At 42.2% G+C, this 22,075-nt stretch carries 20 protein-coding genes; all 20 read right to left on the reverse strand.

Going from position 1 to position 22,075, the window contains the following annotated elements:
• Positions 1 to 181: 181 nt before the first annotated feature.
• The 20 genes from cpsG to wcaK all read right to left on the reverse strand — a co-directional run bounded on the left by cpsG (position 182) and on the right by wcaK (position 22,005).
• On the reverse strand, positions 182 to 1,558 hold the full coding sequence (gene cpsG, locus CMR03_RS03590) for a phosphomannomutase CpsG (RefSeq protein ID WP_096010796.1): 1,377 nt from the start codon (positions 1,556 to 1,558) through the stop codon (positions 182 to 184).
• 4 nt (positions 1,559 to 1,562) lie between these two features.
• Positions 1,563 to 2,306: a glycosyltransferase family 2 protein gene (locus CMR03_RS03595; RefSeq protein WP_096010797.1), complete on the reverse strand. Its 744-nt coding sequence runs from the start codon at positions 2,304 to 2,306 to the stop codon at positions 1,563 to 1,565.
• A 2-nt stretch (positions 2,307 to 2,308) separates the two neighbouring features.
• A complete protein-coding gene (locus tag CMR03_RS03600) occupies positions 2,309 to 3,724 on the reverse strand; it encodes a mannose-1-phosphate guanylyltransferase/mannose-6-phosphate isomerase (RefSeq protein WP_096010798.1) in 1,416 nt (471 codons plus the stop codon).
• Positions 3,725 to 3,728: 4 nt separating this feature from the next.
• On the reverse strand, positions 3,729 to 4,193 hold the full coding sequence (locus CMR03_RS03605; RefSeq protein WP_096010799.1) for a GDP-mannose mannosyl hydrolase: 465 nt from the start codon (positions 4,191 to 4,193) through the stop codon (positions 3,729 to 3,731).
• 1 nt (position 4,194) lies between these two features.
• Positions 4,195 to 5,157 (reverse strand): GDP-L-fucose synthase, encoded by a 963-nt coding sequence (gene fcl / locus CMR03_RS03610; RefSeq protein ID WP_096010800.1) that lies wholly within the window; start codon positions 5,155 to 5,157, stop codon positions 4,195 to 4,197.
• Between the two features lie 2 nt (positions 5,158 to 5,159).
• Positions 5,160 to 6,266, reverse strand: coding sequence for a GDP-mannose 4,6-dehydratase (gene gmd, locus CMR03_RS03615; protein WP_096010801.1), 1,107 nt, complete (start codon positions 6,264 to 6,266; stop codon positions 5,160 to 5,162).
• Positions 6,263 to 7,300: a glycosyltransferase family 4 protein gene (locus CMR03_RS03620; RefSeq protein ID WP_096010802.1), complete on the reverse strand. Its 1,038-nt coding sequence runs from the start codon at positions 7,298 to 7,300 to the stop codon at positions 6,263 to 6,265. The genes gmd and CMR03_RS03620 overlap by 4 nt, the downstream gene beginning before the upstream one ends.
• A gap of 36 nt (positions 7,301 to 7,336) precedes the next feature.
• Entirely contained in the window at positions 7,337 to 8,521 is a 1,185-nt protein-coding gene (locus CMR03_RS03625; protein ID WP_096010803.1) for an EpsG family protein, read from the reverse strand.
• Complete coding sequence (locus CMR03_RS03630; RefSeq protein WP_096010804.1) at positions 8,518 to 9,426, reverse strand: glycosyltransferase family 2 protein; 909 nt, start codon at positions 9,424 to 9,426, stop codon at positions 8,518 to 8,520. The genes CMR03_RS03625 and CMR03_RS03630 overlap by 4 nt, the downstream gene beginning before the upstream one ends.
• On the reverse strand, positions 9,413 to 10,654 hold the full coding sequence (locus CMR03_RS03635) for a flippase (RefSeq protein WP_096010805.1): 1,242 nt from the start codon (positions 10,652 to 10,654) through the stop codon (positions 9,413 to 9,415). Before CMR03_RS03635 ends, CMR03_RS03630 begins: the two co-directional genes overlap by 14 nt.
• Before the next feature lie 4 nt (positions 10,655 to 10,658).
• Positions 10,659 to 11,222 (reverse strand): dTDP-4-dehydrorhamnose 3,5-epimerase, encoded by a 564-nt coding sequence (gene rfbC, locus CMR03_RS03640; RefSeq protein ID WP_096010806.1) that lies wholly within the window; start codon positions 11,220 to 11,222, stop codon positions 10,659 to 10,661.
• A 76-nt stretch (positions 11,223 to 11,298) separates the two neighbouring features.
• A complete protein-coding gene (gene rfbA / locus CMR03_RS03645) occupies positions 11,299 to 12,174 on the reverse strand; it encodes a glucose-1-phosphate thymidylyltransferase RfbA (protein WP_096010807.1) in 876 nt (291 codons plus the stop codon).
• A 55-nt stretch (positions 12,175 to 12,229) separates the two neighbouring features.
• Positions 12,230 to 13,126, reverse strand: a complete 897-nt coding sequence (rfbD, locus tag CMR03_RS03650; RefSeq protein WP_096010808.1) for a dTDP-4-dehydrorhamnose reductase — start codon at positions 13,124 to 13,126, stop codon at positions 12,230 to 12,232.
• Complete coding sequence (gene rfbB, locus CMR03_RS03655; RefSeq protein ID WP_096010809.1) at positions 13,126 to 14,211, reverse strand: dTDP-glucose 4,6-dehydratase; 1,086 nt, start codon at positions 14,209 to 14,211, stop codon at positions 13,126 to 13,128. The genes rfbD and rfbB overlap by 1 nt, the downstream gene beginning before the upstream one ends.
• Positions 14,212 to 14,367: 156 nt before the next feature.
• Positions 14,368 to 15,444 carry a UDP-N-acetylglucosamine--undecaprenyl-phosphate N-acetylglucosaminephosphotransferase gene (gene wecA / locus CMR03_RS03660; protein ID WP_096010810.1) on the reverse strand — a complete coding sequence of 359 codons (1,077 nt, stop codon included), beginning with the start codon at positions 15,442 to 15,444 and terminating at the stop codon, positions 14,368 to 14,370.
• A gap of 510 nt (positions 15,445 to 15,954) precedes the next feature.
• The gene (galE, locus tag CMR03_RS03665) at positions 15,955 to 16,968 is read right to left on the reverse strand and encodes a UDP-glucose 4-epimerase GalE (protein WP_063880164.1); all 1,014 of its coding nucleotides are present in this window, start codon (positions 16,966 to 16,968) and stop codon (positions 15,955 to 15,957) included.
• A gap of 45 nt (positions 16,969 to 17,013) precedes the next feature.
• Complete coding sequence (gene galF / locus CMR03_RS03670) at positions 17,014 to 17,910, reverse strand: UTP--glucose-1-phosphate uridylyltransferase GalF (RefSeq protein WP_063880165.1); 897 nt, start codon at positions 17,908 to 17,910, stop codon at positions 17,014 to 17,016.
• A gap of 267 nt (positions 17,911 to 18,177) precedes the next feature.
• The gene (locus tag CMR03_RS03675) at positions 18,178 to 19,518 is read right to left on the reverse strand and encodes a lipopolysaccharide biosynthesis protein (protein WP_063880166.1); all 1,341 of its coding nucleotides are present in this window, start codon (positions 19,516 to 19,518) and stop codon (positions 18,178 to 18,180) included.
• Positions 19,515 to 20,738 carry a glycosyltransferase gene (locus CMR03_RS03680; protein WP_096010811.1) on the reverse strand — a complete coding sequence of 408 codons (1,224 nt, stop codon included), beginning with the start codon at positions 20,736 to 20,738 and terminating at the stop codon, positions 19,515 to 19,517. Before CMR03_RS03680 ends, CMR03_RS03675 begins: the two co-directional genes overlap by 4 nt.
• Before the next feature lie 4 nt (positions 20,739 to 20,742).
• Positions 20,743 to 22,005, reverse strand: a complete 1,263-nt coding sequence (gene wcaK, locus CMR03_RS03685; RefSeq protein ID WP_096010812.1) for a colanic acid biosynthesis pyruvyl transferase WcaK — start codon at positions 22,003 to 22,005, stop codon at positions 20,743 to 20,745.
• Positions 22,006 to 22,075: the final 70 nt, after the last annotated feature.

A 22,075-nucleotide genomic window follows, 5' to 3' on the forward strand; every position in this document is an offset into this window, starting at 1 on the left:
CTCCTGTCTTGATGTGAAATCAGCAGTACACGACTGCTTTTAATGTGTTGACATGTTATCCCATGATAACGAGATGAGGGAAGTAATTGATGGTTTCAGCATATATCGTTAAACCATGAAAACTTAAAATTTACAGTTGTACTAAACGCAACTAAACTAAAAGACATTTTTGACTTTAGGTTTAATTGGACGAATTTAAAAGGTCCAATACTTCAGATGTTTTAGATTGCATCAATTGAATATTGCCTCGTGATTCTACATTCAAACGCACCACAGGCTCCGTATTCGATCTTCTCAAATTAAAACGCCATGTTCCAAAATCAAGACTAATTCCATCAGTAAAGTCTTTACTTTCTGCAATATCTTTGTAGTGCTCGAGCACACGCTCGATCGATGCGTCAGGATCAGCTAATTTTATATTTATTTCACCAGATGAAGGATAGGCGGCGATCCTTTCTGAAACCAGTTCACCTAAAGACACGTTTTTAAGACTAACCAGTTCAGCGATCAACAACCAGGGTATCATTCCACTATCACAATAAGCAAAATCTTTGAAATAGTGATGCGCGCTCATCTCTCCACCATAAATCGCATCTTCTTTGCGCATGCGTTCTTTAATGAATGCATGGCCTGTCTTAGACATGATCGCCTGCCCCCCGACTGAGGTAACAATGTCAATAGTGTTCCATGTCAACCGAGGATCATAGATTACTTTTTCGCCAGGATTTTTCTTGAGGAAAGCTTCAGCAAGTAATCCAACGATGTAATAACCTTCAATAAATCTTCCTTTTTCATCGAAGAAAAAGCAGCGATCGAAATCACCATCAAAGGCTATCCCAAAATCGGCGTTATGCTCTATAACCGCTTTTTGCGTATCTTCACGACATTCGGGCAAGAGCGGATTGGGAATACCATTAGGGAAATGGCCGTCGGCATTATGGTGAATTTTTACTATTTCGACAGGTACATTATTTTCTACGAATCTTTTTTCGATAGCATCAATGACATGCCCAGCTACACCGTTACCGCTATTGACGACCAACTTCAGGGGTTTTAAGTTCTTGAGATTGATACTACTTATGATATGAGAAACATATTCGTTAAGGGTTGATATTTTCGAATAAGTCCCTTTAACGCTACTCTCAACAGGACTAAAAATAGCGGACTCAGCAAGGGACTGAATCTCTCTCAAGCCGGTGTCACCACTAACGGGCTTTGCGCCTGCCCGGACAAGCTTCATACCATTATAATTTATAGGATTATGGCTCGCCGTTACTTCAATACCGCCATCGCAGCCTAAGTGAAATGTGGCAAAGTAAATTTCTTCAGTACCAACCATACCCAGATCTAGTACATTAACCCCCGAATCCTGGAGGCCCTGAGCAAGAGCAAGTTTAAGCTCTTCACTTGTAAGTCTTACATCGCCACCTACAACCACTGTTTTAGGTTGTAAAAATTGGCCGAAAGCGCGGCCTATTTTATAAGCAATATCATTATTAAGTTCGTCGCCAAGTTTCCCACGAATATCATATTCTTTAAAACAAGTTAATTTTTTCATATCATTACTTGATGAATTGAGGAAGTTTAGAAAGATTTTTACATATCAGAACAACTGGCCAAAACAAGCCATTTTTTTTGATAACATCAATATCTTCTTTGGATTTCTTAATAATATTACTGAGTGATCGATTGCTTTCTCCGCCCACCCTCATCGAAATCAGAACTTTTGGGAGATAAAATACTGAGGCTTTGTGAACATATAAATATCGCAGCAAGGAATCATAATCTGCTGAGATTCTGTATGAAATATCAAATGCGCCCCACTCATCATATTTTTTCTTTTTCATGTAAAAAGTGGGATGCGGGGGCATCCATCCAAACTTAAGTTTTCTAATATCGAAGACACCACTATGCCATTTACGAACCACTTTATTCATGTTCTTTTGAGAAACATAATTAAGGTCAGAATAAACAGCATCAACATTATTATTACTAAAACTATTTACAATATCCGACACCGCGGAAGGATATGAAAAAACATCATCCGAGTGAAGAAAACCTACAATATCACCTGTTGAATGAAGGATGCCTTTATTTAAAGCATCATAAATACCTTTGTCCGGCTCGCTAATTATTTTAGAAATCCGTGAACTGTGTTCTTGTGCAACAGCGAGTGTGTTATCCTTAGATCCGCCATCAATAATAATAAACTCGATGTCATCATAATCTTGAGACTCTAATGATAAGACAGTATCTTTGATTGTTTTTTCACTATTATAAGTTGCTGTAATTATAGAAACTTTCATTCTTAATATCCTGTCCCGTCATCACCAATACGGATGACATCGTCTTCAGACAAGTATGTTCCTGTACGGACTTCAATGATCTCAAGAGGAAGAACACCAGGGTTTTCGATAGCGTGCGCTTCACCTATAGGTATATATATAGATTCGTTTTCTGTAATTAGGTAACTTTGCTCGCCTTTATATACTCTTGCAGTACCAGATACAACAATCCAGTGTTCAGCACGATGATGATGTATCTGAGTTGCAGTGCGCTGCCCCTGTTTTATAGTCAATTTCTTAACATGAAAACGGGCACCTTCACTTATAGTATCATGTGAACCCCATGGTCTGAATACCTCACGGTGCTGAAGATGTTCACAACGGTCATCAATTTTTAACTGTTGAACAATATCTTTAACGCCCTGCACTTTATCTTTATGTGCAATTAATACTGCATCTTTAGTTTCGACAACGACTAAATTATCAATTCCAACAGTGGCAACAAGTTTATTTTGAGAGTATATATAACTATTGGATGTATCTGAAGTAACGACATCACCTCTGATAGCATTGTCATTTTTGTCTTTAGTGTTTATTTCCCACAAAGCAGACCATGAACCTACATCACTCCATGCTGCATTCATTGGAACCAGGACAGCGTCCTGGGTTTTTTCCATCACAGCGTAGTCAACCGATTCATCTGGGCAATTTTTGAATGCGGTGTCATCTAAACGTATAAAATCAAGATCGGTATGTTGACCAAGTAAGGCTTTTTCACAGTGTTCTAAAATTTCTTTATGAAACTTTCTTATTTCTTTTAAGAACACAGAGGCGCGAAATAAAAACATCCCGCTATTCCAATAATACTTTCCAGAGGATAAGTACTCTTGAGCAGTTTCAAGATTCGGTTTTTCTACGAAAGAATCTACTTTAAAGGAGTAATCATTTACATTAGCGCCCTGCTTGATATAGCCATATCCCGTTTCAGGGCGGTCAGGTACAATACCAAATGTAACCAGCTTACCAGACTCAGCAAGAGGAATAGCATTTTCAACTGCGGTTAAGAATGCTTGTTCATCCTTAATTACGTGATCTGCAGCCAGTACTAACATAACAGGATCGTCTAAGTTCTTAACTGCCTGTAATGCCGCTAAAGTTATTGCAGGTGCTGTATTTCGCCCCACAGGCTCCAGGAAAATCCCTCCATGTTTTATATTATGTTGCCGGAGTTGCTCAGCGACAATAAACCTGTGCGATTCGTTACATATTAAATACGGTGAAAGATGAGGCAAAGATTCAACACGCTTAATCGTTTCCTGCAGCATGGTTGCATCAGAGGTAAGTGCAAGGAATTGCTTAGGATATAATGTTCTCGATAATGGCCATAAACGACTACCCGAACCTCCAGCCATAATAACAGGTAACAATTTTACTGACATAAGATCAATGCCTTTCTTGAAAATAGTTTTTAGTATAGGTGTGAACGGAATCAGAAACTAAAAGTTCTTCTTTGCTGAACCATTTAAATTTCGCATGCTGTATGTCAGGCATACTTTCTGAATCAGATACATTAAATATAGCGTAAGCGAGAACAACATAATGCGTTTTAACATCGTCACTGACGAATGAATCGTCATAATGATGTTCATAAACACCTTTAAAGGTAGCAAGATCAATATCTAAGTTAAGATTTAACTCATCATACGCGATCCGTTTAAAGGCATTAGGGATTGTTTCCGATTTAAATATCCTGCCACCCGGTACAAACCAATAGTTTTGTGCAGGTTTATTATTTCTATATCCTAGTAAAACTTCACCTTTAGAATTTTCAACAATAAGATCAATAGAAATTAAAGGCGCATTAGCGATAACAGACTCAAATAAATCTTTGCTTAGTCGGTGTACCATTTCACTTCCTAAAAGAATTTTGATTCTCTAAAAACCAATTATATGTTTTTTTAAGTCCAACATTAAGATCGGTAGAGTAGGACCAACCCATATCTTTCAGGCGCTGTACATCGAGTAATTTCCTTGGCGTCCCGTCAGGCTTTGAACTGTCAAATTTTATTTCGCCCTTGTAACCAACTACTTCAGCAATTGTTTGCGCCAATTCTCTTATAGAGCAATCAATACCCGTTCCTACGTTTATATGTGAAAGCATAGGTGCAGTATTGTTTGCGTAAGTAGCATTATTCAGCTCCATTACAAAAACCGAAGCTTCCGCCATATCATCCACATACAAAAATTCTCGCATAGGGTTACCACTTCCCCATACAATTACTTCTGAATCGTCATTAAGCATGGCCTCATGGAAGCGACGCATCAAAGCAGGAACAACATGGGAATTCTCAGGATGAAAATTATCATTTTCACCATACAAATTAGTTGGCATTACGCTTCGATAGTCTCGCCCAAATTGCCTGTTGTAAGATTCACACAATTTAATACCTGCTATCTTAGCAATAGCATAAGGCTCGTTAGTTTGTTCAAGCTCGCCAGTAAGAAGAGCAGATTCTTTAATTGGCTGTTCGGCAAATTTTGGATAGATGCAACTTGAACCTAAAAAAAGTAATTTAGGTATATTGGCAAGATGCGCTGCATGGATGACATTGCATTCAATCAGCATGTTCTCATAAATAAAGTCAGCTGGAAAATGATTATTAGCATGAATCCCACCAACTTTTGCAGCAGCGAGATAAACCTCATCAATATCAGAAGACTGGAAAAATTCTTCTACATCATTTTTTGAAAGTAAATTTAACTCTTCTTTTGTTTTTGTAATAATTTCGATATCTGTTCGCCTGGATAGTTGGCGTAGAATTGCGGAGCCTACCATCCCGCGATGACCTGCAATAAATACTTTTTTAATCATAATTAACTTTCCACAGAAATTGAAACGTTGAAGCCATGACTTTTTAATAATGCATGTTGTTTCGCGTTATCTAAATCGTGTCCTACCATTTCTGCACACATTTCTTCTACAGTAATTAAAGGTTCCCAGCCAAGTAGCTCCTTCGCTTTCGATGGATCACCGAGAAGCGTTTCTACTTCCGCAGGACGGAAATAACGGGGATTAACTTTAACAATAACATCGCCGACTTTTACTTCAGGCGCATTATCACCTGAAACAGACGTTACCGTAGCAATTTCATCAACACCGGTACCCGTGAACGCCAGCTCAATGCCAAGCTCACGTGCTGACATTCTTACAAATTCACGGACTGAAATTTGTTTACCTGTTGCGATAACGAAATCGTCAGCCTGATTTTGCTGCAGCATCATCCATTGCATGCGTACATAATCTTTTGCATGGCCCCAATCACGTAATGAATCCATATTCCCTAACTCTAACTGCTTCTCCAGCCCCTGCGCGATATTAGCCAGTGTTCGAGTAATTTTACGGGTAACAAATGTTTCACCACGACGTGGAGATTCGTGATTAAAAAGAATACCATTACAAGCGTACATACCATAGGATTCACGATAATTAACAGTGATCCAGTAGGCATACATTTTAGCAACGGCGTAGGGCGATCTAGGGTGGAAAGGTGTGGTTTCCTTTTGCGGAATTTCTCTTACCTGACCGTATAATTCCGAAGTAGAAGCCTGGTAAAATCTTGTTTTTTTCTCAAGGCCGCAAATACGAATAGCTTCAAGCAAACGAAGAGTACCAATCGCATCTACATCTGCAGTATATTCCGGCGATTCAAATGAAACTGCAACATGGGACATTGCGCCAAGATTATAGACCTCATCAGGACTGATATCTTTCATTAATCTTATTAAGTTTGAAGAATCAGTTAAATCACCATAGTGAAGGTACATATTACGATTTTTACTCAAAGCATTATCAATTCGTTCAGTATTAAACGATGATGTGCGTCGAATTATTCCATGGACTTCATATCCTTTTTCCAGCAAAAAATCTGCAAGATAAGATCCGTCCTGACCCGTTACGCCTGTAATTAATGCTTTTTTCATTTTATATCTCTTATTTCATCATAAAAATTCAATGTTTCCTGAGCCATTTTTGTCCAGGAAAATTTAGCAGAATTAACTAATCCAGATGAGATTAATTTTTCTCTTATTACGTTATCACCGAGTTGTAGCAACGCATGACTGATATCGTCTTCGGTGATTTTATCTAACAGAATTGCTGAGCCAGTAGCGATTTCTTTTACAGAAGAAGAGTTCGACGCTATAACAGGACACCCAGAACGCATTGCCTCTATGACAGGGATTCCAAAGCCTTCATACAAGGATGGATAAATAAGGCAATAGGCATTTGAGTAAAGTAAGTTGAGTTCTTCCTCACTAACAAATCCTGCATGATTAAAGCGACCTGGAATATATTCATTTAACAATGTCATTTCTTCAGGGTTAAACTTGCCGCCACCCACTACTACAAGTTTAATATCCTCATGCTTTTGAAGTGCTTTTACACAAGAAGTGAAATTTTTATAACCATTTCTTGCTCCTACAAAAACCACATATTTATCGTTGCTTGAAGTTTTCTCTAAAGGAGTAAAATCGCTAACGCCATTGTATATTACTTTTGTAGGAATATACCGTGCTTCAGGGATGTATTTAAGCATATCTTTTCGCGTTGATTCAGAAATACAAATAATCCCATCACTATTGAGTATTGCACGTTTTTTTTGCCAATGATGAACTATTGTTTTGAGTCCCTTTGGGAAAACTTCATATGTGAAGTCATGCACAGTCGTGATTATTTTTACATTTTTTTTGTTTACGGGGAGTCGATAATAACTAGAATGGAAAATATCATCTTTTGTTTCAGGTGAAATGCTTACGTCAATATATCTTTCTATGCTGAGACTCATCCGCGGAGTTCGGTTTACATTGAATTCGCTGGCATAGGGATTATTATTAGGATAAATAATCAGTTCGTTTTCAATTTTATTTTTCTTCAGATATTTCAAATACTCATCAAAATAAACAGATATTCCACCCGAGTTTTGTAGAGAATAGATAATTCCATCAATAAAAATCATTACGTTGCCTTAATCAGTTATTCCACATGTTAACCATTATATTGAACACAGGAATTCAAGCCCCATCTCATGTAAAACTGCGCATTTTTTTTGCGCTTTAATATAAAGCCCTTCATCATTAAGGTAGTTAGCTGCCTGGAAGATAGTTTCCTGATTCATTATTCCATATCGTGAATGCTCATAAAGCATTGGGCGAGCAGCTTGCGCGATCAGAAAAAGATAAATCATTAATTTGGTAACAGGAAAAGACGCTGTGCTTTTAATTTTATCGAAATAAATGGAATCTGAAATTTTCGTATTGAGCATTATTATGACAAATGGCAGCCCATACCATCCTATTCTTGTCATAACAGGCATCATTTTTCCAATAATTATTGCAAAACTTATATAAAGTATAATACCTGGTAAAACTAAATTTAGGCGCTGATTAGTAAGCCATTCATCTTTGCGTTTTATCTGCTTATAGCATAAAAAGAGTAGTACTATTAGTATGAAATCAAATACCGTACCCACACCAGCTGAAAGTTGAGGGCGATAAGCTTCAGAGGTGAGATAAAAGTTTAATTTTTCATACACAAGTGAACCTGGTTGTAACAGTGAAAAAACGATATTTAAAATAATAAAAGGAATAAATAGAAATGCTAATGAAAATAGCAGTGTCGATAAAGAACTTAATCTTGAAAGTCTTGGCGAAATTATTGGGAAAATAAAGAGCAAACATACAATGGCTGTTGTGTGTACGGTACTGGCTAACAAAATCAATAGTACATAAACTATTATTTTCCTTCTGAAAAGGAAAGGTATTGCTAATAATAATAATGAAATTGCTATCGATTGTCTTACTGCTTCGAGATAAAGCATCCAATACATAAAACTGAGCATTGAAAAATATATAAATGCTTTATTTTCGAATTGTTTTGAAAACTTATCAAGGCAATAGATATTAAATATGGCAATTACTATATTATAGCCTAGAAACCCTAAGCTTCCGAATACATAGACTATAAGATTGAACCCAGGTTCGAATTGCGGAGCGTTGTTGTCACAATAATTGTTTTGCAAACAATCATAATTTTGAAAATAACCTATCCAGTCATTTCCTGCTGGATAAGAAAAGCAAAAAACCAATAAAGTGATGATTAGGCACGTAACTCTTTCACTTTTCCTGTGTCTCAATAAGGATATGAGAAGAGTTATAGAAAAATATATAAAATAAATCATCTGCTTACCACAAAAGCTAAGAACATAGTCAAGGCAAATCCTTTCCTGTTCTCAAATAAAACTGCGGGCATAATATATTTAAAAGCAAAAAAAACGTCAGATAACCACGAAGTACAAACAGGATGAAGAGATTCATTTCCTTCAATGTTTTTCGCTGCTGAGATGAGGCGCGTTATTTTTTTTCTGTAATTTATTACTTTCTTAATTGTTAGAGGAAGCGTAGTTATCTTTGCCCATAATGTTTTACCTGCCCCACCTACAACGTTATTGCTATGTTGACGGTATAAAATAGTCTGATGATTGTAGAAATATAGTCCACTCTCTGTCGCAGCGTTAAGCGCCAGCCAGTTATCATGCATTGTAATTCCTTCGGGCATAGGCAAGCATTTTTTAAGCAGTTTTCTATTAACTATTACGGAACAACCGTACACACTGCATTTCCAAATCAGCGTATTACAGTTAATATTTTCTGTAGGATTTATAGATCTCGATTTGTAAAAACTTTCAGATACAATATTTAAATTCTCATCCACCAAAGTAAGATCGCTGAACACCATTGCGACATTATCCTGAGGCTTTTCCATCATTGCTGCTAATAAATTATTGATCCGCTGCTCAGGCCAATAGTCATCCTGATCTGAAAGCAACACATACTCTGCATCGGTAGCCAGTAAAGCTTTGTTGAAATTGTTGACTACACCGCCTTGTCTTTCTGTATTAATTAATTTTATTCTAGAATCAGTAGATGCAAAATCTTTTATAATTTTAATCGTGTTATCGGTAGATGCATCGTCACTGATATACAAGGTCCAGTAAGGATAGGTTTGTTTTTGTATAGACAATAGTTGCTCAGCTATAAACCTTTCACCGTTATAGGTTGCCATTGCTATGTCAACGTTCTGCATCTAATTTCCTTGAAAGATAAAATAAAGCGAAAAAATCTACTATCACCCTCACACTCCATGCTATTGCAGTCCCTGTCAATGCATAATTAATAGTTAAATAATAAAGCATTAGCAAATAAGGTACTAACTCTAACATATGAAGACTTGCTGTAATGTGTGCCTTGCCAATAGCTTGTATTTTCGAAAATGGAATTTGTGCCATCGCATTAAATAAAAAACCAATTAAAAGGATCTTTAATATTTTTGCAGGTTCTCCGGCATAATCATTTCCCATCCAGGCAACCAGTATCTTTTCGGCAAATGGAATGCCGATGATAAGGATGGGCAAACAACATGCTGCCATTAATAAATAACTCAATTTTTCAAGTTTTTTTCTGTCAACGTTGCCCGCACTTAGTTTAGGAAAAAGCGCTCTGGAAAGTGCTGTAGGAATATTTAAGAGACGAGAGACGGCTTCTGAAGGCGCTGTATAATATGCTATTTTGTTTGCACCGAGCAGATGCGATATCACAAACCGGTCAAAATAGACCATGACAGGTGATATAACATTGCTTATTGTAATCCATCCACCGAACTTCAATAGCCGAAGATAAGTTTCTTTACTTAATTTAAAGTCTCTGAGAATAATTTCACGGCTAAAGTAGAAACTCATTATCAGTGAAATAACCCGACCTACCAGTAACCCTAAAATTGCATAATAAAGACTATTATGCAGCAACACTAAAATCGCAGGTATTGCTGCTATGGAGGAGCTACTTAGTGCGCGCTGTATATTAATTACAGCGAACCTTTCGTGCCCTTCCAGATAAGCTAACCATATTTGATTCAATAAAAAAACGGGTATCGTTAGCGCCAGCACTTTAAATGACGATTGAACGTCACTCACATTGACTGTTGACACATTCAAAAAACCCGGGACATAAGAAGTGATAAAGTAAAGTATTACTCCTGCTATACATCCTAATGCCAAAACAGAAACTGATGCTGTTGATATTATTTTAACTTGCTCATCGTCATCATGTCTGTATAAAGATATTTCTCTTATAACCGCACGTGTTAGCCCTGCATCAAATATGCTTGCATAGCCTACTACAGCAAATGCTAACGTAAAAATTCCAAAAAGCTCAGTTCCAAGCGTACGTGCTAAAATACCCAAACTCGGAATAGCTACAATAGTCGGTATTATGAACCCTGACAGATTAAATATGCTGTTTTTTATTAAACTCATTGTATTATACAGATATGAAATTAGTAAAATTTGATTTAAAAGAACTTCCTTTCTCATCTTTTACTGATAACTCAGGCATGACATTATCCATAAGAGGCCAGGTAATATTCAAATCTTTATCATCCCATTTTATGCATCTTTCGTTTTCTGGAGAATAATAGTCTGTTGCTTTATAAACAAATTCCACCTCTTCAGTTAACGTATAAAATCCATGGGCAAAACCCTCTGGAATCCATAATTGTTTTTTATTTTCAGCTGAGAGATAAACACCTATCCACTTACCAAAAGAAACTGAGTCCGGTCTGATATCTACTGCAACATCATAAACTTCACCCTTAACACAGCGAACTAACTTACCCTGTGACATGGGTGATTTCTGGAAATGAAGCCCGCGTAAAACATTCTTCTTTGATTTAGAATGATTATCTTGAACGAAGTTTACTTCGTAGCCGACTGCCTCCTCAAAAACTTTTTTATTAAAGCTTTCAAAGAAAAACCCGCGATCATCACCAAATACTTTTGGTTCAATAATCATTACATCATTAATATCTGTTTTTAGGATATTCATATTTTCAATCTGTATGATAAATTTCTTAAAGGCTGATTTTTATTTAAGATGATAATACTGGATAAAAAATCAATTATTACTGTTTTATCATTCTCATCAGATATTGGCCGTATTGATTTTTTTCAAGTGGTTTTGCAAGTTTTGCAACCTGCTCGCGATCAATGAAACCTTTCCTGTATGCAATTTCCTCAGGGCATGAAATTTTTAATCCCTGACGTTCTTCAATTGTCTGTATAAAATTACTCGCTTCAATCAAACTCTGATGTGTTCCCGTATCAAGCCAGGCAAAGCCTCTCCCCATCATTGCTACAGATAAATCACCTTGCTTGAGATAAAGACGATTAATATCCGTAATTTCTAACTCACCGCGAGATGATGGTTTGAGTTTTTTTGCCATATCCACTACACGATTGTCATAAAAATAGAGACCTGTTACAGCGTAATTGCTTTTTGGGTTAACTGGTTTCTCTTCAAGGCTAATGGCTTTCCCGTCTTTATCAAATTCAGCAACGCCGTAACGCTCAGGATCGTTGACGTGATAAGCAAATACAGTCGCTCCGCTTTCTTTTTCTATTGCCGTTTCCATTAATTTTGGCAAGTCATGACCGTAAAAAATATTGTCGCCTAAAACTAATGCACAATTATCATTGCCTATAAATTCTTCACCAATAATAAAAGCCTGAGCAAGTCCATCTGGGCTTTGTTGAACCTTGTATTCAAGATTCAGTCCCCATTGACTTCCGTCACCTAAAAGTTGCTCAAAACGTGGAGTATCTTGGGGAGTACTGATAATTAAGATGTCACGAATACCCGCCAGCATTAATGTTGATAGCGGATAATAGATCATGGGTTTATCGTATATAGGCAGTAATTGTTTACTGACGGCCATTGTAACGGGATAGAGGCGTGTTCCAGATCCACCTGCAAGAATAATTCCTTTACGCTTTGCCATTCATTTATCTCTTTAAGCACAATCAGCCTGAAATCAGGCAATCAATTGATTATTGTTACGGAATAGCTGCAAAAACTTCACTTAGCATACGCTTAACACCTAACTGCCATTCAGGTAACCTTAACCCAAACACCTCCTGGAAACGGGTATTGTTTAACCGGGAATTATTAGGTCGTCGAGCTGGAGTGGGATAAGCGCTGGTTGCTACAGCATTGAGTTTTTCCAGAGACAGCACAACACCTGTTTTTCGTGCCTCATCAAATATCAATGATGCATATTCATACCAGGACGTCGTACCACTTGCAGTCAGATGATAGATGCCTGCGACGTCAGGCTGACTCAATGCCATTCTAAGAGCATGAGCAGTACAATCAGCCAGCAGTTCCGACCCAGTAGGTGCACCAAACTGATCGTCTATTACAGAAAGTTCGTTTCTTTGCATGGCCAACTTCAGCATAGTTTTTGCAAAGTTGTTTCCTTTCGCTGCATAGACCCAACTGGTTCGAAAAATCAGATAGTTAGTTGAATAGGTACTTAAGGCATGCTCACCCGCAAGTTTACTTGCACCGTAAGTATTTATTGGGCTGGTAACATCGGATTCAGACCATGCGCTGTCGCCTGTTCCTGAAAATACATAATCAGTAGAGTAATGGACAACCCAGGCATTAATTTTCTGAGCTTCTTTTGCAATCATTTCAACGCAGTGAGCATTAATCAAATAAGCTTGTTCAGGTTCAGACTCAGCTTTATCTACTGCTGTGTAAGCTGCGGCATTGACGATGATACCAGGTTTGATATGGCGAATTGTTTTTATTAATTCTTCGGGCTTACTTAAATCGCCACAATATTCTTTGGAGTGTCTGTCCAGCGCAATTACATTTCCCAAAGGAGCCAGAGCACGCTGAAGTTCCCAACCTACCTGCCCCGATTTCCCTAACAACAGGATATCCATTACTGACGATCTCCGTAATTCTCTTCAATCCAGCTTTTGTAAGCACCACTTTTAATATTGCTTACCCACTGTGTGTTAGCTAAATACCATTTTACTGTTTTACGAATCCCGCTCTCAAATGTCTCTAATGGCTTCCATCCCAGTTCACGCGCTATTTTGCTTGAATCAATCGCATAGCGGCGATCGTGGCCTGGGCGATCTTTTACATAAGTAATTTGTTCACGATAAGAAACATCTTTAGGACAGATTTCATCCAGTAAATCGCAAATAGTATGCACTACATCGAGATTTTTCTTCTCGTTGTGACCACCAATGTTATATGTCTCACCCGCTTTGCCCATTTTAACCACGACGACAAGTGCTCTGGCATGATCTTCTACATATAACCAATCGCGGATTTGATCGCCTTTGCCATAAACCGGCAACGGCTTACCATCAACCGCATTGAGAATGACTAACGGGATGAGTTTTTCTGGAAAATGATATGGGCCATAGTTATTCGAACAATTCGTTATGATTACCGGTAGCCCATACGTACGTGACCAGGCTCTGACCAGATGATCACTCGATGCTTTTGACGCAGAATAGGGACTGCTCGGCGCATAGGCAGTATCTTCAGTGAAAAGTGGCAATTCAGACCCAAACTCAACCTCGTCAGGATGTGGCAAATCACCATAAACCTCATCCGTTGAGATATGATGAAATCTAAATTTTTCTTTTTTAACACTATCAAGTTGAAGCCAGTATTGTCTGGTTGCCTCAAGTAACGTGTATGTCCCTACGATATTCGTTTCAATGAACGCCGCAGGACCTGTAATTGAACGGTCTACGTGACTTTCAGCTGCCAGATGCATGATGGCATCAGGTTGGTGACGCTGAAGAATACTCGCCATCTCACTTGCATTGCATATATCCGCTTTTTCAAAAGCATAGCGTTGATGGCCATCGATTTCTTTTAGAGATTCAAGATTGCCTGCATACGTCAGTTTATCAACATTAACCACAGTATCTTGAGTATTTTTGATAATATGCCTAACTACAGCAGACCCAATAAATCCCGCACCACCGGTAACTAAAATTTTCACGTTCGCTATCCAGAATATTATTTTTAGTACTACATTCTGAAAAGATTTTTAAACATCTAACATCTAATTCAAAATGCCGTTAAATTTTCACATGAAGATAAACTTCAAACCACAAAAAAAATCGTTATTACATTTGAAATATTTATAAAACACGCATCAATATTTATCTGCAAATACATTGTTATCATTCTGATTTGTCAGAGTAATTTGATTAACCCTATGGAAACGCGCTGACTTATAAATGATGGCGTTGAATGTAAAAAAGATGCCAATGAAAAAGATCAGTTGCCAACAATCACTGAGGCCAAAAGCATCAAAGCCAATGCCTGTTGCTGCAAGCACCGCGGCACATGCAACCATAACAACGAGTGTCCCACGCCCGGTTAAGCCACCTCGCATAAGGAGATGATGTAGATGTTCACGATCGGGTTTAAATGGGCTTGAACCACGACGAATGCGTGCTGTCATCACCCGAACCATGTCCATCAGAGGTACGGCAATAAGCCACAATGCGGTAACGGGTCGCATCACCGGCTCCGTTCCCTGAGTGGCCAACATCAGTAGCCAAATCACTGTGAAACCGATTAGCGTACTTCCTGCATCGCCCATGAAGACTTTAAACTTTTTACCCCATGGAATACCGAGGTTTAACAATATGTAAGGCAGACAAGCGGCCATGAGGCAGGTACACCACAGCGCCAGATGCTTGTTACCACCGAGTTCAAACACAATGCCTAATGCGCCAAAGGTCACACATGATAATGCACCCAATAGCCCATCGATTCCGTCAACCATGTTAAACGCGTTAATCGCACCTATAACAGCGAATAGTGTGACAGCATAACCAAAGATCCCTAAAACTAACTGAAAACCAAAGAGAACATTACCTAGCGAGTAGAGGTAGTATCCATTCCACATCATGATGCAAGCCATTAGTGCCTGAATCATTATGCGCGGCATTACGGGCAGATCGAAACGATCGTCAAGTACGCCTACGGCTAAAAGCACAGTAGCGCAGAACATATAAATGGTGAAGTCAGGTAACCAACCCGGCTGCATGATATACAGTATCCATAATGATAAGTAGACCGAAACGCCACCAACCAGTGGAATGTGTCCTTTATGCTGTTTTCTGTCGTTGGGCTTATCAACCAGCCCGACTTTGCGAGCCACTTTGCGCGCTATGAATAGCAACGCAAATGCACTTAGAAAAACACAAACGATCTCTTGCATGTATGCACCACTGCTGAGTTGTCATATTTTAACCACGCTACCGCCCCTGGCTATCGCAACCACTTGCGTGAACGTAGTTTTAGCCATCGTTAAGCATAGACTGCATTACAAAATGGCGTTGTATTGCCGGGCTAATATTTTTGAGAACCCAGCCTAATCGATAAAAAACCTTACGATTCTCGTACTATACGGGTCTCGAAACAAGGTTTAAAAAGCCACTTTTTGACAATTTTGTAATTAACCCGGCTGCAAAATCACAAACTTGCTCATTTAATCTACAAAGCTCTATATCCATTCGCACAGTAGGTTAAGTATAACGGCCATATTCCCTTGATTTTATTCATTAAAAAAACAAAAACTTGATGTTCTGATTTTTTTCTAATGAACCAGTTTCATTTGCTGGCTAATGTAAAAAAATTAACTGCCTGAAAGAAAAAACCCCCACGTTGTTCTAATGCTATGTAGTCATTAAACAACGTGGGGGTTTTTTATACGCTCAACGTGACGGGATTAGCGAAACCCATCCGGATTCTTCGACTGCCAGTTCCACGTATCGCGCATCATCGCATCGATACCACGCGAAACGCGCCAGTCCAGTTCCTGGTTTGCCAGCGAGGCATCCGCCCAGAACGCAGGCAAATCACCATCACGACGTGGCTTGATTTCAAACGGAATCGGTTTGCCTGAGGCTTTCTCAAACGCCTTGATCATTTCCAACACGGAGAAACCTTTCCCACCACCGAGGTTATAGGCTTTATAACCCTCGATCTTGCCAAGATGGTCCAGCGCTTTCAGGTGGCCTTCCGCCAGGTCAACAACGTGAATATAGTCACGCAGACAGGTGCCGTCTGGCGTGTCATAGTCACCGCCGAAAACGCCTAACTTGTCCAGCCGACCGATAGCGACCTGGGCAATATAGGGCAGCAGGTTATTAGGAATACCCGTTGGGTCTTCGCCAATCTCACCCGACTCATGCGCGCCGACCGGGTTAAAGTAGCGCAGTGCAATGGTTTTGAAATGAGGTTCAGCTTTGGCGAAATCACGAATGATAAATTCAACCATCAGTTTGGAGGTACCATACGGACTCGTGGTACCTCCAATCGGTGTGGTTTCCACGTAAGGTACGGGCGCATTGGCACCGTAAACGGTGGCGGAAGAGCTGAAAATAAAGTTCCAGACGCCGGCATTGCGCATCTCTTCCAGCAGAACTACCGTGCCGGCGACGTTGTTTTCGTAGTATTCCAGCGGCATACGCGTTGACTCCCCTACCGCTTTTAACGCGGCAAAGTGAATCACGGCAGAGATACTGTTTGAAGCGAACAGGTCACGCAGGCAGGCGCGGTCAAGAACATCACCTTCGATGAAGGTGGCTTTCTTACCGGCAAGTTTTTCAACCCGATTGATGGCCTCACGCGAGGCGTTGCACAGATTATCCAGTACCACCACATCATCACCGCGCTCAAGCAGTGCCAGCACTGTGTGGGAGCCGATATAACCTGCCCCTCCCGTTACCAAAATAGCCATCTTTTCTCCCTTTCTGCCGCGTCAGCCGCAGCGAATAATATGTGATTACTTCGCCAGAATTTTCTTGATGGCTTCGCGGAACTCGCGACCTTGCGCATTGCTACGCAAACCATAAGAAACAAATGCCTGCATGTAACCCATTTTACGTCCGCAGTCGAAACTGTGTCCTGTCATCAGTGACACATCCACCGTTTTCTTCTTACTCAGGCTGGCAATGGCATCCGTCAGCTGAATACGGCCCCATGCACCCGGTTCGGTACGTTCCAGTTCAGCCCAGATATCCGCAGAAAGCACGTAACGGCCTACCGCTGCCAGATCCGAGTTTAACTCATCCGGATGCTCTGGTTTCTCAACGTAGTTGGTAATGGTGCTGACATCGCCTGGGTTTTCCAGCGGCTGCTCCGTAGTGATAACGGAATACTCAGACAGATCGTAGTCGGTAAGGTGTTTTGCCAGGACCTGGCTGTTACCTGTCTCTTCAAAACGTGCAACCATTGCCGCGAGATTATAGCGTAAATGGTCAGCGGTGGAATCGTCTAACAGCACATCCGGCAGGACAACAACAAAAGGATTGTCGCCAATCATAGGACGTGCGCAGAGGACGGAATGGCCCAGGCCCAATGGCTGCGCCTGGCGCACGTTCATGATGGTCACGCCTGGTGGGCAAATTGACTGGACTTCACTCAGCAGTTGGCGCTTAACGCGTGCTTCGAGCAGAGCTTCAAGCTCATAGGTGGTGTCAAAGTGATTTTCTACCGCATTTTTTGACGCATGGGTGACCAGCACAATCTCTTTGATACCTGCCGCAACACACTCATCAATGATGTATTGAATCATTGGCTTGTCCACTACAGGCAGCATCTCTTTCGGAATGGCTTTAGTCGCCGGAAGCATATGCATACCGAGACCCGCAACCGGGATTACTGCTTTAAGCTTGGTCATAGTTATTCCATCTAATGAAGTGAAGACATACGTCAATTATGCCGGATGGACCGGAAAAGGAAGTATAATCTTTATCTGAAAAGGCAACACTAACTCGCTGTGAAATCTTACAAATTCGGGTTTTTACGATGCCTGAACCCCGAAAGATGCGGAGTAAACACAATCCGTAAAGGCGAGCCTGAGACGTGTTATCAGAATTTACTCAGGTGTTTTTAATACCAGCCGTAAAAAGAAACGGGCGACCTGAGGTCGCCCGTTGTTATTGGCTTACAGCCACTGTTCAAACCATTCTGGCATCACGAAAAGATCGAAGTGATTAACCAGCAGCATGAGTCCCACAAACAGCACCGACACAGATACCCACTGTCGGGCATAAGGGATAAAGCGGATACCTATCACCGGCTTGATGAAGAATGGATGCGCCAGGGCGGAAATCAGCACCTGTGAGATCGACAACGTCAGCGCGACATAGAGCACGTTTGGCCAGATGAAGGTGGTGGCAAGCACGGCCATGACCACCAGGCTGGCAACGATGTTCCAGTAGAACTCCACGTTAGTGCGGCCATTCGCCTGGGAAATCGCCCCGGTCAGTCCGCCCATTGGACGCAACATACCAAACAGCAGCATCAGCGGGATCAGGTGATAAACCTGTTCATGAGATGCACCATAGAGCACGCGTACAATGACCGGAGACAGAATACCGATAGCCAGGTACATGGCGCTGCTGAAGAGCATTATCATCAATGTGCCTTTCAGGAACAGCTTCTTTAATTGCTCCGGGTCCTGCTGCTTCTCGGCAAAACGCGGCAGTGCCAGGCGGTTAATGACCGGCGACACCAACTTCAGCGGCTGCAGCACCAGCTCTTTTGCCAGTGAATAGATGCCGAGCATCTCGGCCCCCATCACTTTACCGACCACCAGCGCATCGGCCTGGGTGCGGAGCTGGTTAATGGTCTGTGAACCCAGCTGATAGATGCCGTAACGTATCGCACTCAAGAAGGTTTGCTTGTCGAATTCCCATGTAGGACGCCAGGACTTCTCACCCAGCGCAATCATGCACAGAATGCGGGTGAAGGCGTTGATGAACAGGCCAAGGATCGCCGCAGCCACCGTCAGCGAGGTAAACTCCAGCATCGCCACGACGCACAGAAACGCAAACAACTTGGTGCCCATTTCAATCTTCGCCAGCGACACCATCCGTTTGGTTTTAATGTAGTGCGCCTGATATTGCGAAAGATGCCCCAGTACCAGGAAGTTAAGGCTGGTCAGCATAATCAGCCCCACCAGTTCCGGCAGATGATAGAACCAGGAAACAGGCCAGGCAATCAACAGCATAACAAGGCCGGTACACAAGCTGAGCGAGACGTTCACCCAGTAGATGGTGCTCTGTTCGCGCCGGGTAATGTTCTGGCGATGGACCAGATAACTGCTCATGCCCATGTCCTGCAGCACGCCTGCTACCGCCAGAATCGCGTTGATGATCGCCAACAGCCCCAGTTCATGGGTTTCGAGTTTCCGGGCGAGAATACTCAGTTGGGCGACCTGTAATACGGCTGAAAAACAGGTGCTGCCAAACAACCACATCGCCTGTGACTTTATTCCACTCAAACCATTTGCTCCAGAATCTGTGCCAGCTCGCGATACGCGATGTGCTGATTAAACTCGGTTTCAACTTTTTGTCTGGCGGCCGCGACAACCGGCGCAACGTCCACTTCGCCTTGAGATAACTTCAGCAGCGTGTCGGCCAGCGCTTCGGCATCATCTTCCTTCACCAACCAGCCCGAAACGTTATGTTCGATTAACTCTGGAATCCCGCTGTGGAAGGTGGAGACCACCGGCAGCCCCACCGCCATCGCTTCCATCAGGGCCACCGGAATCCCTTCCATATCGCCATCTGCGGCTGTTTTCGAAGGCAACAGAAAGATATCGGCTTCATTGAGTGCCTTGCGGATCTCTTCCTGAGGTTTAAAGCCCGACATGGTGACGCAGTCGTCCATCTTTTCGTGCGCGATGAAGTCGCGCATCATCTGATCCTGGTCGCCATTACCGATGATGGTGTACTGGAACTGCCCGCCGCGCTGTTTGAGAATGGCGCTGGCTTTAACGGCCACGTCCAACCCTTTCTTTTCGGTCAGGCGAGCGACGGACACAATGCGCAACGGCTTGTGAAAGGCATCACGTGGCTGGAAATTGAATTTTTCCGGTTCGATGCCCATGCGGGTAACATGGATCTTCTCTGGCGGACAACCCATTGCAATCAGCTTGTTTTGCCACAGATGGCTGATAGGCAGCATCAGTTCGCTCTGCTGGAACAGATTGCGGTAATCCTGCTTGTGCTCGTCCAGGATGTGACGACGGGAGATATCCGCTCCGTGAAACACCGTTGCCTGTTTACCTTTCAGGATACCCAGTTCACGCAGCTTGTTTGCCAGCGCACCGGCGTAGCCGAAATGCACCAGAAAGACATCGGCGACGTAGGTCTGGCGCGCGTTGGCGACAATCGCAGGCAGCAGCAGTTTACTGGACTGTGCGCCATAGCGGCGCACGTTCAGCGAACGGAGTAACGAGACTTTGGTGATTTTCGGCAGAACCAGTTTCAGGCGTTGCCCCAGCTTATCGGCCAGGGAAATTTTCTCTTCTGGCAGCAGATAATGGGTTTTTGCCGCCAGGCCATATTCGTCAAACGCGCCGTGCCGGTTCACTAAGTCCCCCGGAAACACCGAGATAATCTCGACGTCGTAACCGGCATCAATAAAGTGAGTGACCTGGTTGAGAACAAAGGTTTCTGAGGCAACCGGGAAACGCATAGTGAAAAAAGTCAGTTTCATCACATTATCCTATTACGTTTAGAATCTCTTCCGTGATTCTGTTACCGACTTCCCTTTCGCGCGCCACGGCGATGTCGACGTTTTGCTTGATGGTGTCGTAGTCGGCCAGGATAGCCTGAACCTTATCAATCAGCGAACCGTCCATCAGGCTCTGCACATCGGTCGCCATTTGCGGCAGACCTAACTGATTCATGACGCCCATGGATTTGTGTTCATAGTTGATAGCGACCGCAGGTGTGCCAAAGTTCATTGAGATGATGGCTGAGTGCAGACGGGTTCCAATGGTCAAATGACACTCGCTGAGAAGCACTCCCAGCTCAAGGTCGTTAAACTCATCCATGACAACGTGATAATGCTCAGGCTGCTGGACATGGTCGCGTAAAGTCAGCGCCACCATACGGTCATCTTTTGCATAGCTGTCGATGCCCGTGCAGGTTGATAACGCCACGACCTGGTAACCGCTGGCGATCATCGCATTGATCACCCGACCGAATGCGGCTTCATACTCTTGCTGCGTCACGCCGAGACGCTTATCAAACGGGGCCAGTTCGCGGACCGTAATCGCAATGGTTTTACGGGTACGGATGACGCTTTGCCAGTGCTGCAGGCTGTGGCTGGGATTGTCAACGTGGCGGGCGCGAACCAGGAATGCGGTATCCACGCCGGGCACCACTTTCGAGCTGGTCACGCCGTCGCGCTTCATCAGGTCCAGGCTGACAGACTCACGCAAAATAAGTTGATCAACCCGGTCAAAGACAAAATTGGCCAGTTGATTAGTGCGGGCGTTCTGGAAGGGGCCGACTGAGTGACCGATGAGATAAAGCGGTTTTTTCGCCAGTAGCGCGCAGAGCGCATGGTCAAACTGGGTAACACCGTAGAGATCGACGAAAAACGATCCGCCAACCTGAATCACCGCATCGTACTGCGCCAGACTTTCCGTAAAAGCTTTAAGGTGCGGCGGAACGGAAAAGGATTTATACGGCCCGCCTTTGCCCAGGTGCGCCATCATGATATTCGGCATCAGTCGGTTAGCGACTTTGCGTTTCACGGAGCCAATCAGGCCTTTACCCGAGGAGTTATTGTGCAGGAAGAGCTTATCCTGCTGAATATGTTGCTGAAGCAGATAACCGGAGCTGGTTGGATAACGGCTTATAACATCAATATCTACATCGTTGCGCGCGGCCTGAATTGAATCAATCAGTCCACGTAGAATCGCGCCATCCCCACGATTCCCACAGGTATGGTTACCCACCAATAAAATCTTCATAAAAACTCCGAATAATTTTTTCTAATTCTACCAACCGCCCAGTTCCGAAACGGGCAAAATGAATACGATT

This window comes from Pantoea allii (genome assembly GCF_002307475.1).
In the GTDB taxonomy this organism is placed as follows: domain Bacteria; phylum Pseudomonadota; class Gammaproteobacteria; order Enterobacterales; family Enterobacteriaceae; genus Pantoea; species Pantoea allii.